This window comes from Streptococcus sanguinis SK49 (genome assembly GCF_000212815.1).
GTDB lineage: Bacteria > Bacillota > Bacilli > Lactobacillales > Streptococcaceae > Streptococcus > Streptococcus sanguinis_C.
Genome location: NZ_GL890985.1, coordinates 834,521 through 846,919 on the forward strand (window position 1 = coordinate 834,521; position 12,399 = coordinate 846,919).

The 12,399-nt window shown below is 44.1% G+C and carries 11 protein-coding genes; all 11 read left to right on the forward strand.

Features of this window, described 5'->3' with window-relative positions; all coding sequences use genetic code 11:
- The first annotated feature begins 187 nt into the window (after positions 1–187).
- The 11 genes from glgB (at position 188) to HMPREF9380_RS06785 (ending at position 12,387) form a co-directional block, all read left to right on the forward strand.
- Positions 188–2,098: a 1,4-alpha-glucan branching protein GlgB gene (glgB, locus tag HMPREF9380_RS06835; RefSeq protein ID WP_002932948.1), complete on the forward strand. Its 1,911-nt coding sequence runs from the start codon at positions 188–190 to the stop codon at positions 2,096–2,098.
- Positions 2,099–2,104: 6 nt separating this feature from the next.
- Positions 2,105–3,247: a glucose-1-phosphate adenylyltransferase gene (locus HMPREF9380_RS06830; protein WP_002897914.1), complete on the forward strand. Its 1,143-nt coding sequence runs from the start codon at positions 2,105–2,107 to the stop codon at positions 3,245–3,247.
- Positions 3,237–4,376 (forward strand): glucose-1-phosphate adenylyltransferase subunit GlgD, encoded by a 1,140-nt coding sequence (gene glgD, locus HMPREF9380_RS06825; protein ID WP_032907288.1) that lies wholly within the window; start codon positions 3,237–3,239, stop codon positions 4,374–4,376. Before HMPREF9380_RS06830 ends, glgD begins: the two co-directional genes overlap by 11 nt.
- Positions 4,373–5,803, forward strand: coding sequence for a glycogen synthase GlgA (gene glgA, locus HMPREF9380_RS06820; RefSeq protein ID WP_002932950.1), 1,431 nt, complete (start codon positions 4,373–4,375; stop codon positions 5,801–5,803). The genes glgD and glgA overlap by 4 nt, the downstream gene beginning before the upstream one ends.
- Positions 5,804–6,015: 212 nt before the next feature.
- Positions 6,016–8,412 carry a glycogen/starch/alpha-glucan phosphorylase gene (locus HMPREF9380_RS06815; RefSeq protein WP_002932951.1) on the forward strand — a complete coding sequence of 799 codons (2,397 nt, stop codon included), beginning with the start codon at positions 6,016–6,018 and terminating at the stop codon, positions 8,410–8,412.
- 142 nt (positions 8,413–8,554) lie between these two features.
- A complete protein-coding gene (locus HMPREF9380_RS06810) occupies positions 8,555–9,055 on the forward strand; it encodes a phosphatase PAP2 family protein (RefSeq protein ID WP_002932954.1) in 501 nt (166 codons plus the stop codon).
- 124 nt (positions 9,056–9,179) lie between these two features.
- Positions 9,180–10,121 carry a mannose-6-phosphate isomerase, class I gene (manA, locus tag HMPREF9380_RS06805; protein ID WP_032907290.1) on the forward strand — a complete coding sequence of 314 codons (942 nt, stop codon included), beginning with the start codon at positions 9,180–9,182 and terminating at the stop codon, positions 10,119–10,121.
- A 264-nt stretch (positions 10,122–10,385) separates the two neighbouring features.
- Positions 10,386–10,586, forward strand: coding sequence for a F0F1 ATP synthase subunit C (locus HMPREF9380_RS06800; protein ID WP_002896005.1), 201 nt, complete (start codon positions 10,386–10,388; stop codon positions 10,584–10,586).
- 35 nt (positions 10,587–10,621) lie between these two features.
- Positions 10,622–11,338 (forward strand): F0F1 ATP synthase subunit A, encoded by a 717-nt coding sequence (gene atpB, locus HMPREF9380_RS06795; RefSeq protein WP_002896002.1) that lies wholly within the window; start codon positions 10,622–10,624, stop codon positions 11,336–11,338.
- An 18-nt stretch (positions 11,339–11,356) separates the two neighbouring features.
- A complete protein-coding gene (gene atpF, locus HMPREF9380_RS06790; protein WP_002932967.1) occupies positions 11,357–11,851 on the forward strand; it encodes a F0F1 ATP synthase subunit B in 495 nt (164 codons plus the stop codon).
- Positions 11,851–12,387, forward strand: coding sequence for a F0F1 ATP synthase subunit delta (locus HMPREF9380_RS06785; RefSeq protein ID WP_002932970.1), 537 nt, complete (start codon positions 11,851–11,853; stop codon positions 12,385–12,387). The genes atpF and HMPREF9380_RS06785 overlap by 1 nt, the downstream gene beginning before the upstream one ends.
- Positions 12,388–12,399: the final 12 nt, after the last annotated feature.

Consider the following 12,399-nt stretch of genomic DNA (forward strand, 5'->3'; position numbering starts at 1 on the left):
CGAAAAAGGAATTAAAATATACTGAGAGGCACAAAATGCAGTGTTTTCTCTCTTATTTATTACTAATTTCAGCTAATGTTCGGTTTTAGTGATTTTCCGTAAGGATATTTGAAATTTACTTGAAAAAGAGATAAAAATAATGTAGAATAGTATTATAGAAAACGCTTACAAATAGAAAGGTGATTGCATGGATAAGAACGAAGCATTAAGAACCTTTACAACAGGTGAAAACTTTCATTTGCAGCATTATCTAGGGGCGCATCAGGAAGAAGTGGACGGCAAGTCTGGCTACTCATTCCGCGTTTGGGCGCCTAATGCTCAGAGTGTCCATTTGATTGGAGATTTCACCAATTGGTATGAAGAGCAGATTCCTATGGTCCGAAATGAAGCGGGCGTTTGGGAAGTCTTCACGGAGCTGCCTAAGGAAGGTGATATATACAAGTACAATATCAAGCGTAGCAGTGGTCAGGAAATTTTGAAAATTGATCCGCTAGCTATTTATCTGGAAGAGCGTCCGGGCACGGGAGCAGTCATTCGCACTATTCCTGAGAAGAAGTGGAAAGACGGTCTTTGGCTGGCACGCCGGAAGCGCTGGGGCTTCTTCTCTCGGCCGGTCAATATCTATGAAGTGCATGCTGGTTCGTGGAAACGCAATGAAGACGGCAGTCCTTATAGCTTTGCCCAGTTAAAAGAAGACTTGATTCCGTATCTGGTGGAGATGAACTACACGCATGTGGAATTCATGCCGCTTATGGCTCACCCGCTGGGACTTAGCTGGGGCTATCAGCTTATGGGCTACTTCGCCTTTGAGCATACCTATGGCACACCTGAGGAATTTCAAGACTTCGTCGAAGAATGCCACTTGAACAATATCGGTGTCATTGTGGACTGGGTACCAGGTCATTTCACTATTAATGATGATGCTTTGGCCTACTATGATGGGACACCGACTTTCGAGTATCAGGATCACGACCGGGCTCATAACTATGGATGGGGAGCTCTCAACTTTGATTTGGGCAAGAATCAAGTTCAGTCTTTCTTGATTTCCAGTATTAAATTCTGGATTGATTTTTATCATCTGGACGGAATTCGGGTTGATGCTGTCAGCAATATGCTCTATCTGGACTATGACAGCGGTCCTTGGCAGCCAAATAAAGATGGCGGTAATCGCAATTATGAAGGCTATTACTTCCTGCAACGCCTCAATACGGTTATCAAATTAGCCCATCCTGATGTCATGATGATTGCAGAGGAAAGCTCCTCAGAGACCAAGATTACTGGCATGAGAGAGCTGGGTGGTCTTGGATTTGACTACAAGTGGAATATGGGCTGGATGAATGATATCCTTCGTTTCTACGAAGAAGATCCGATTTATCGTAAGTACGATTTTAATCTAGTGACCTTCAGCTTTATGTACGCTTTCTCTGAAAACTTCCTCCTGCCATTCTCGCATGATGAAGTGGTTCATGGCAAGAAGAGTCTCATGCACAAGATGTGGGGTGACCGTTACAATCAATTTGCAGGGCTCCGCAACTTGCTGACCTATCAGATCTGTCATCCGGGCAAGAAATTGCTCTTTATGGGATCAGAATTCGGTCAGTTCCTAGAATGGAAGTCGGAAGAGCAACTAGAATGGTCTAATCTGGATGATCAGATGAACAAGAAGATGCAGGGCTTCACTGCTGCACTCAATGCCTTCTATAAAGACAATCGTCCGCTTTGGGAGATTGATCTGAGCTACGATGGCATCGAAATCATTGATGCGGATAATACCGATCAAAGTGTCCTCTCCTTCATCCGTAAGACAGAAAAAGGAGACATGTTAGTTTGTGTATTCAATATGGCACCGGTAGAGCGGAAGAACTTTACCATCGGTGTTCCAGTGGAAGCCATTTATGAAGAAGTATGGAACACTGAATTAGAAGAATGGGGAGGTGTTTGGAAGGAACATAATGAAACAGTTCAGTCTCAAGAAGGACTTTGGAAAGATTATCCACAGACCTTGACCTTTACGTTGCCAGCTCTTGGAGCCAGCATCTGGAAGATCAAGCGTCGGATTGCTCGAAAAAATGTTAAAAAAGATTCCACAAAGGAGTAATAGTCTATGAAGAATGAAATGCTAGCTTTGATTCTTGCCGGCGGGCAAGGAACTCGTCTTGGAAAGCTCACACAGAGTATCGCAAAACCTGCGGTACAGTTTGGCGGTCGCTATCGTATTATTGACTTCGCCTTGTCTAACTGTGCCAACTCCGGTATTCATAATGTCGGTGTCATTACTCAATACCAACCACTAGCTCTGAACAGTCATATCGGAAATGGTTCTAGCTGGGGGCTCGATGGTATTAACTCGGGCGTGTCCATTCTTCAGCCTTATTCTGCGAGCGAAGGAAATCGTTGGTTTGAAGGTACCAGCCATGCGATTTATCAAAATATCGACTATATTGACAGCATCAATCCTGAATATGTCCTGATTTTGTCTGGGGACCATATCTACAAGATGGACTATGATGACATGCTTCAATCTCACAAGGACAACAATGCCAGCTTGACAGTAGCCGTTCTGGATGTGCCTCTCAAAGAAGCCAGCCGTTTTGGTATTATGAATACAGATGCTAATAATCGGATTGTTGAATTTGAAGAAAAACCAGAACATCCTAAGTCAACCAAGGCTTCTATGGGGATTTATATCTTTGACTGGCAGCGTCTGCGCAATATGCTGGTAGCTGCTGAAAAGAGCAATGTGGATATGTCTGACTTTGGTAAGAATGTTATCCCTAACTACCTAGAATCTGGCGAAAGCGTTTATGCTTATGACTTTGCAGGCTATTGGAAAGATGTTGGTACAGTAGAGTCTCTCTGGGAAGCCAACATGGAATACATCAGCCCAGAAAATGCTCTGGACAGCCGCAATCGTCGCTGGAAGATTTATTCTCGCAACTTGATTTCTCCGCCAAACTTCATCAGTGAAAATTCCCATGTGGAAGATTCGCTGGTCGTTGATGGCTGTTTCGTTGACGGTACAGTAAAACACTCTATCCTTTCTACTGGTGCTCAAGTCAAAAAGGGCGCAGTCATTGAAGACTCTGTCATCATGAGTGGAGCTGTTATTGGCAAAGACGCTAAGATCAAGCGGGCCATTATCGGCGAAGGTGCTATCATCTCTGATGGTGTAGAGATTGATGGTACAGAGGAAGTATATGTTGTCGGATACAACGAGAAAGTGGGGGTACCAAAAGATGAAGATTGATAAATACTCAGCAATTTTAGGAAATACAGTCGGCTTCCATGATATGTCAACTCTGACAAATCATCGTCCAGTAGCCAGCTTGCCATTCGGTGGGAAATACCGCTTGATTGACTTCCCGCTTTCAAGTCTTGCCAATGCTGGTATCCGCAGTGTCTTTGGTATCTTCCAGCAGGACAATATCAGCTCTGTCTTTGACCATATTCGTTCGGGTCGTGAGTGGGGTCTGTCTACCTTGCTTAGCCACTATTACCTAGGAATCTACAATACCCGTGTAGAAAGCTCTACAGTCGGTGAGGAATACTATAAGCAGCTTTTGACCTACCTCAAACGTTCTGGTTCCAACCAAACGGTCGCTCTTAACTGCGATGTCTTGGTTAATATTGACCTCAATCAAGTTTTCCACTTGCACAATACAACAGAGCAGCCGATTACAGTTGTCTACAAGAAATTGCATAAGGAAAATATCTCGGATGTGAATGCTGTCCTAGATATTGACGAAACAGACCATGTCAGAGGGCATAAACTCTTTGATGGTCGAGAAGATGCTGAGCTCTTCAATATGTCTACAGACATCTTTGTGGTAGATACTCCTTGGCTGATTGAAAAGCTAGAAGAAGAAACTAAGAAAGAGCATCCCCAAAAACTGCGTTATGTCCTGCGTGATTTAGCGACTCAGGAAGGGGCATTTGCTTACGAATATACAGGCTATCTGGCGAATATATATTCTGTAGAGACCTACTACAGATCCAATATCGATATGCTGGAAAGTAAGAAATTCTACTCTCTCTTCAGTCCGAACCAAAAGATTTACACCAAGGTTAAGAATGAAGAGCCAACTTACTATGCTGAGTCTTCAAAAGTATCTCGCTCCCAGTTTGCGTCAGGAAGCATTGTGGAAGGTGAAGTCATCAATTCTGTGATTTCACGGAATACCAAGATTAAGACTGGAAGCAGTGTCAAACACAGTGTTCTCTTCCCTCGAGTGAAAGTTGGAGAAAATGCAACTGTCGAGTACGCGATTGTGGACAAGGGTGTTGAAATTGGCGAAGGAGTGGTGATTCGCGGAACTGCAGAAGACCCAATCGTAGTCAAGAAGGGCCAAAAAGTTACAGAGGACATAATTCGATGAAGATTTTATTTGCAGCAGCAGAAGGAGCCCCATTTTCTAAGACAGGTGGTTTGGGAGACGTTATCGGCGCTCTCCCCAAATCACTGGTCAAGGCTGGCCATGAAGTTGGTGTCATTCTGCCATACTATGACATGACTGATGCCAAATTTGGCGACCAGGTGGAAGACCTTTTCTATTTTGAAGTCAGCGTTGGCTGGCGCCGCCAGTATGTTGGGGTCAAGCGCCTGGTCTTGAACGGTGTGTCCTTCTATTTTATTGACAACCAGCATTATTTCTTCCGCGGCCATGTTTACGGGGACTTTGATGACGGTGAGCGCTTTGCATACTTCCAGTTAGCAGCAGTAGAGCTGATGGAGCGGATTGATTTCATTCCAGATGTTCTGCATGTTCACGATTATCATACAGCTATGATTCCTTTCTTGGTTAAGGAAAAATACCATTGGATTCAAGCATATCAGAATATCAAAACCGTCTTGACCATTCATAATTTGGAATTCCAAGGTCAATTCCCTGACAGCATGCTTTGGGAACTGTTTGGAGTAGGCTATGAGCGCTATGCAGACGGAACTCTGCGTTGGAATGACTGTCTCAACTGGATGAAGGCGGGCATTCTCTATGCGGACCGAGTGACAACTGTATCGCCAAGCTATGCAGGTGAAATCCGTACACCAGAATTTGGCTGTAATTTGGATCAAATTCTGCGGATGGAGTCCGGTAAGCTGGTCGGAATTGTCAACGGTATAGATACAGATATCTATAATCCAGAAACGGATCCGCTATTAGCCCATCACTTTGACAAATCTGACTTATCTGGTAAACTAGAAAACAAGCGGGCTTTGCAAGAACGGGTTGGTCTGCCTGTGCGTGATGATGTGCCAGTGGTTGGGATTGTTTCCCGTCTGACCCGTCAGAAAGGCTTTGACATGGTAGTGGAAGAGCTGCACAATCTCCTCCAAGAAGATGTGCAGATTATCCTCTTGGGAACAGGCGATCCAGCTTTTGAGCAGGCTTTCGCTTGGTTTGGTCATGCCTATCCTGATAAGCTTTCAGCCAACATCCTCTTTGATGTGACCTTGGCTCAGGAGATTTACGCTGCCAGCGATATTTTCCTCATGCCAAGCCGCTTCGAGCCTTGTGGCCTGTCACAAATGATGGCTATGCGCTATGGAACCCTGCCTTTGGTGCATGAAGTGGGTGGTCTGCGTGATACCGTAGAGCCTTACAATGTCTATACAGGACAGGGAACTGGCTTTAGCTTCAATAACTTTTCTGGCTACTGGCTGACTTGGACCTTCAAGGAGGCACTCAAGCTCTATGCCGATGACAAGGAAGCTTGGAAATCTCTGCAAGAGCAGGCGATGGAGAGAGACTTCTCTTGGGATACAGCCAGCAAGGCATACAGTGATTTATATCAATCACTTCTATAACATTTACTTTGGAATCAGTATAAAAAATCCTCTCTTGTCCATGGGACAAGGGAGGATTTCCGTGAGAATTACATTTTTATATATTATCATACTGTGTTGGAGCACTGTTTTTAGCTTGTGGCTGAAGTGAGCGATTCCCATCTTGATTGAAAAAAGTATTTCTACGTTTAAATCTGCTTCCCGCTATTAAGAAAGGGAGATAACCATCCACTATGGAACTAACAAAAGAACGTTTTATTCGAGATTTTAAGGATATTCTACATGAAAGACAGCTGATTAAGGTTGCCGATGCGACTTCAGTGGAGCTTTTTCAGGCTTTAGCCAGCACTGTCCGCAAGTATATCACGCCCCTGTGGCTAGAGCGCCGCAATCAGTTGATTGAGCAGCAGCAAAAGACAGCTTATTACTTTTCTATCGAGTTTCTTCCAGGACGCATGCTGGAAACAAATCTGCTCAACTTAGGTATCCTTGATACGGTTAAGGAAGGCTTTGCCGATTTGGGCGTTGACTTTGAAGATGTCAAGAATGCTGAGTATGACATGGCCTTGGGCAATGGCGGTCTGGGTCGCTTGGCGGCTGCCTTCATGGACTCGCTGGCAACCACTGGCTATCCAGGATTTGGAAATGGGATTCGCTATCGCTATGGCCTCTTTAAGCAACGCATCGTAGATGGCTATCAGGTAGAAATTCCTGATGCTTGGTTTGGCAGTCTGGGCAATGTCTGGGAGACCCGTAAGGACCATGATATTGTCGATGTTAAAATCTTTGGAAATGTTTCCCTCCATGCTAATGAAAAGGGCCGGATTGTGCCACTTTATGAGAATTCCAAAACCTTGCGGGCCGTTCCTTACGATGTGCCGCAGATTGGCTTTGGCAATGATAATGTCAATAATCTCCGGCTTTGGGATGTTGAAATTCCAGAGGAGCATGAACTGGACTATCCGACCATTGAGGCTCGTCGTCGGGTGCAAGACATCACTGCCATTCTCTATCCAGACGACTCTAGCTACGAAGGAAAAGAGCTGCGCCTGATCCAGGAATACTTCATGACCAGTGCAGGTCTGCAGACCATTATCAAATCCTACCTCAAGCAAGGTCGTCCGCTCAAAGATATTCATGAGAAGGTCTCTGTCCATATTAACGATACTCACCCAGCTGTTGCACCGGCTGAGTTTATGCGTCTCTTGGTGGATGAGTACGACCTGGAATGGGCAGATGCTTGGAATGCTACGGTTAAAACCATGAGCTACACCAACCATACCATTCTGTCTGAGGCCTTGGAAAAATGGGATGCAGAGCTTTTTAAGAATGTCCTGCCGCGGGTTTATCAGATTATCCTTGAAATCGACAACCGCTATGTAGCTGAAATGGCTGGGCGTGGCCTTGATCCGCAAGTCATCGAAAACACTCGGATTGTCAAAGATAATCAAATCCACATGGCTCACTTGGCTATCATCGGTGGTCATTCAATCAATGGTGTTGCTAAACTCCACACCGAATTGCTCAAAGAAGATACTTTGCGTGATTTCTACAGCATTTATCCAGAGAAGTTTAATAACAAGACCAACGGGATTATCCAGCGCCGCTGGCTGCAAATTGCTGACCAGCCTCTGTCAGCTGAGATTGATAAGCTGATTGGTAAGGGCTGGAGAAGTGATATCCATGAGCTGCGTAAGCTTTTGGAATTCAAGGATGATCAGCAAGTGCTGGGCGATTTTTATCGAGTGAAGCAAGAAGCCAAGGCTCGTCTGGCTGACTTCATCAAGGAATCAACAGGAGTAGAAGTTTCTACAGAAGCCATCTTTGATGTCCAGGTGAAACGCCTCCACGCCTACAAGCGTCAGCTACTCAACCTGCTTCATATCATCAAGCTCTACTGGGACCTCAAGGACAATCCTGACAAGGATATGGTGCCACGCGTCTTTATCTTCGGTGCCAAGGCTGCTCCAGGCTACCACTTTGCCAAGTCGGTCATTAAGCTGATCAATGAAGTAGCCAATCTGGTCAACAAGGATGAAAGCCTGCAAGGCAAACTCAAGGTTGTCTTCCTAGAAAACTACCGTGTCAGCCTAGCTGAGCTCATCATTCCTGCGGCAGATGTATCAGAGCAGATTTCTCTGGCTTCCAAGGAAGCTTCTGGTACTTCCAATATGAAGTTTATGATGACAGGTGCCATTACCCTGGCTACACTGGACGGAGCCAATATCGAAATCAAGGACGAGGTCGGTGACGACAATATTGTCATCTTTGGGATGGACAAGGACCAAGTTTACGAGCACTATGCCCGCCACGATTACTACTCACGCGGTGTCTATGAAAGCAATCCAGATATTCGCCGAGTGGTCGATACCTTTGTCAACGGCACCATTCCAAACGTCCGTGAAGAAGGATCTGAAATCTACGAAGCCCTCATTACCCACAATGACGAATACTTCCTCTTGGAAGACTTTCATGCCTATGTAGAAGCTCAAGAGAAGATTGATGCCCTCTATCGTGACAAAGAAAAATGGGCCCGCATGAGCTTGATTAATATCGCTACATCTGATAAGTTTACCTCAGATGATACCATTGAGCAATATGCCAAGGAAATCTGGAACTTAGAGAAATAATACTCCTGAGAAAACATGAACAATAAGAGATTGGGGTCTGGGCCTCAGTCTCTTTTGCTACCCATCTACCATCTTGTCTAGAAATATGCTATAGTAGAGAAAGTATGAGAATCCAACTTTTAGAAAAGCAGGGTAAGAAAGCATGAAAGACTACACGATTTTTTATCAACAATTAACGGCTCCTTTTCGCAGTCGCCCTCAGTGGCTGAAAGGGCTGGTTTACTTCAATAGGGGAATGACCCTCTTCATACCTATTGTTTATGGTCTCGTTCTAATCAGTGCCTTTCTGACGGAAGACTGGAAAGGGCTGCTTACTTTTTTCGTCTTACCAGCTATCGGATTTGGTCTGTTGTCAGCTATTCGTAAATGGCTGAATCAGCCACGACCTTACGAAAAATGGGCTATTCAACCCTTGTTGGCCAAGGATACATCAGGTAAATCCATGCCCAGCCGCCATGTCTTTTCGGCGACATTGATTTCCATGTGCTTGCTCTACTTTTTCTGGCTTCCGGGGCTTATCTGCCTCTTGCTTTCAGCAGGACTGGCCGCAGTGCGCGTGATTGGCGGCGTGCACTATCCAAAGGATGTGCTGGTCGGTTATCTTTGCGGCATTTGCTGGGGAGCTTTACTTTTTTTATTATAAAGGACCTGTTTTCAGCAGTGAGTAGACAAAGTGCCCATGCTATATTATAATGTAAGCAGTAACAACCGTTTCGACACCAAGGGCTATTCCTTGCTGGATGTTAAAAATATTTAAGGAGTCTACTATGTCAGAACCATTATTTCTACAGTCTGTGATGCAGGAGAAGATTTGGGGCGGTACCAAGCTGCGCGATGTCTTTGGATATGAGATTCCCAGCGACCATGTAGGGGAGTACTGGGCTATCTCGGCTCATCCTAATGGTGTATCAACCGTCAAGAACGGACGCTTTGCAGGCCAGAAGTTAGATGTTCTCTATGCCAAGCACCGTGAGCTTTTTGGCAATCGCCCAGAGCCTGTCTTTCCACTTTTGACGAAGATTTTAGATGCTAATGACTGGCTCAGTGTTCAGGTCCATCCTGATGATGCCTATGGACTAGAGCACGAAGGGGAGCTTGGTAAGACTGAATGCTGGTATGTCATTGCTGCAGACGAAGGAGCAGAGATTATTTATGGTCACAATGCCAAGAGCAAGGAAGAGCTGCGCCAGCAGATTGAGAGCAAGGATTGGGACCATCTTCTGACCAAAATCCCAGTCAAGGCTGGTGACTTCTTCTATGTACCAAGTGGCACCATGCATGCCATTGGTTCGGGGATTTTGATTTTAGAGACTCAGCAGTCCAGTGATACAACCTACCGTGTCTATGACTTTGATCGTAAGGATGATGCTGGCAATCTTCGTGAACTGCATTTGGAGCAGTCGATTGATGTTTTAACTATCGGTGAGCCAGCCAATAGCCGTCCTGTTACCATTCAGGCAGATAGTTTGACTTCTACTCTTTTGGTGGCCAATGACTTCTTTGCTGTTTATAAGTGGGATATCGCTGGTTCGGTTAATTTTAAAAAGACAGCAGACTATAGCTTGGTCAGTGTCTTGGAAGGTGTCGGTGAGCTAGAAGTTGGTGGTGCAGTTTATCCTCTTGAAAAAGGGGAGCATTTCATCCTGCCTAGCGATGTCAAAGAATGGACCTTGTCTGGGGATTTGCAGCTGATTGTCAGCCATCCATAATCATAGAAAAATCAAGAGCAAATAATCACTTTGCTCTTTTTTCTTTAAAAAACATATGAAATAAGTGAAATTTTAATCACTTTCTTCTTATTTATATAGCAGAATAGTTTGTATATCAACAATAATTCAATTGTTTTGACAGGAAAATTTATAAATCAAAAGAATGAAACAAAAAACGCTTACAATGGTGGCAAAAGATTGACTATTCGATATTTTAGGAGTAAACTAAGGAAGTAAATTTTAAAATATAAAGGAGAAGTCATCATGAATTTAACATATTTAGGACTTTGTTTGGCCTGCTTGGGCGTATCAATTGCTGAAGGTATGATTATGAGCAATCTATTTAAGGCAGCAGCTCGTCAGCCAGAAATTATCGGTCAATTACGAAGCCTCCTAATCTTGGGAGTAGCCTTTGTTGAAGGTACTTTCTTTGTAACGCTGGCTATGTCCTTTGTTATCAAATAAGAAAGGATTCTCTTTAGAAAAGGGGGTGTCATCTGTTGGAAGAAAGTATCAATCCAACTATCAATATAGGTCCTGTGACCTTTGATTTGACCCTGCTGGCCATGACTCTGCTGACGGTGTTTGTAACTTTTGGACTTGTTTATTGGGCAAGTCGAAAGATGACGATTAAGCCGTCAAGAAAGCAGAATGCTTTGGAATATATCTATGACTTTGTCATTGATTTTACCAAGGGAAACGTTGGCGAGCATTATATGAAGAATTACTCGCTTTTTCTATTCTCCCTCTTTCTTTTCGTAGCTGTGGCGAATAACTTGGGATTAATGGCTAAGGTTCAGACAACCAATGGTTTCAATCTCTGGACATCGCCGACAGCCAATCTCGCCTTTGACTTGGGCTTCTCTCTTTTAGTGACGGTATTCTGTCATGTAGAAGGAATCCGTCGTCAAGGTATAAAAGGATATCTAAAAGGTTTTGTGACTCCAGGTATCATGACACCCATGAATATATTGGAAGAATTTACCAATTTTGCTTCGCTAGCCTTGCGGATTTATGGGAATATTTTTGCAGGTGAAGTATTGGCTGGTTTGCTCTTGACTTGGGCACATCAAGCAGCGTATTGGTATCCGATTGCCTTTATTATGAACATGGTTTGGACTGGTTTTTCCATCTTTATTTCCTGTATCCAAGCCTATGTTTTTACCATGCTAACATCTATGTATCTTGGTAAAAAGATTAATGGTGAGGTAGAATAAAAAGAAAGGATAGATAAAATGAATATAACCGTAGGTGAAATTATTGGCAACTTTATCCTGATTGCCGGCTCCTTTCTTCTTTTAGTATTTCTCATTAAGAAGTTTGCTTGGGGCAATATTATCGGGATTTTAGATCAGCGTGCTCAAAAGATTTCAGACGATATTGATGGTGCAGAAGCTGCCCGTCAGAAAGCTGAAGACTTGGCGCAAAAGCGTGAAGAATCCTTGGCAGGAAGCCGTGAAGAAGCTGCTACTATTGTTGAAACAGCTAAAGAAACAGCTGAGAAGAACAAGGCTGGAATCCTAGCTAATGCAGCAGAAGAAGCAGGGCGCTTGAAGGCTAAAGCCAATCAGGAAATTGCCCAAAATAAGGCAGAGGCTATGAGCAGCATCAAAGGAGAAGTGGCTGACTTGACAGTGGCTCTGGCTAGTAAGATTTTGAGCCAGGAACTGGATAAGGAAGCTCAGAGCGAGCTCATTGACCGCTATATCAAACAGTTAGGAGATGCCTGATGGATAAGAAGCAATATGCAATCATTGAGAAATATGCTTTGCCTTTTGTTCAGACGGTCTTTGAAAAAGGTCAGCAAGAAGATGTTTTTGAAAAACTGAGTCAGATTAAGGCTGTTTTCGCGGAGACCGGCCTTGCTGACTTTTTGTCACATATCGGCATCAGTGACCACGAGAAAGAAAAGAGTCTGCGGCTCTTTCAAAACTCAGGCTCCCAGCTGCTTGATAATCTGATTGAAATCGTCATTCTCAATCATCGTGAGGACCTCTTTTATGAGATTGTGCTGGAGAGTCAGCACCAGCTTGAAAAGATCAGCAATGAGTTTGAGGTGACGCTGCGCTCTGTTCAGCCTTTGACAGCCGGTCAGAAGGAAAAGATTCGACCGATTATTGAGCAGAAAATGGGCCTAAAAGTCCGCTCGCTCAAGGAAGAATTGGACAGCAGCTTGATTGGCGGCTTTGCCATCTCTGCCAATAACAAAACAATTGATGCAAGCATAAAACGTCAATTGCAAGTCGTAAAAGAAAAATTGAAATAGAAAGTGGTGTGA

Excerpts from the sequence above, each read along its gene's own strand:
- HMPREF9380_RS06785 (WP_002932970.1), top strand. The coding sequence starts at position 11,851 with ATGGATAAGAAGCAATATGCAATCATTGAGAAATATGCTTTGCCTTTT.
- glgB (WP_002932948.1), top strand. The coding sequence starts at position 188 with ATGGATAAGAACGAAGCATTAAGAACCTTTACAACAGGTGAAAACTTT.
- HMPREF9380_RS06800 (WP_002896005.1), top strand. The coding sequence starts at position 10,386 with ATGAATTTAACATATTTAGGACTTTGTTTGGCCTGCTTGGGCGTATCA.
- glgA (WP_002932950.1), top strand. The coding sequence starts at position 4,373 with ATGAAGATTTTATTTGCAGCAGCAGAAGGAGCCCCATTTTCTAAGACA.
- atpF (WP_002932967.1), top strand. The coding sequence starts at position 11,357 with ATGAATATAACCGTAGGTGAAATTATTGGCAACTTTATCCTGATTGCC.
- HMPREF9380_RS06815 (WP_002932951.1), top strand. The coding sequence starts at position 6,016 with ATGGAACTAACAAAAGAACGTTTTATTCGAGATTTTAAGGATATTCTA.
- HMPREF9380_RS06830 (WP_002897914.1), top strand. The coding sequence starts at position 2,105 with ATGAAGAATGAAATGCTAGCTTTGATTCTTGCCGGCGGGCAAGGAACT.
- glgD (WP_032907288.1), top strand. The coding sequence starts at position 3,237 with ATGAAGATTGATAAATACTCAGCAATTTTAGGAAATACAGTCGGCTTC.
- manA (WP_032907290.1), top strand. The coding sequence starts at position 9,180 with ATGTCAGAACCATTATTTCTACAGTCTGTGATGCAGGAGAAGATTTGG.
- HMPREF9380_RS06810 (WP_002932954.1), top strand. The coding sequence starts at position 8,555 with ATGAAAGACTACACGATTTTTTATCAACAATTAACGGCTCCTTTTCGC.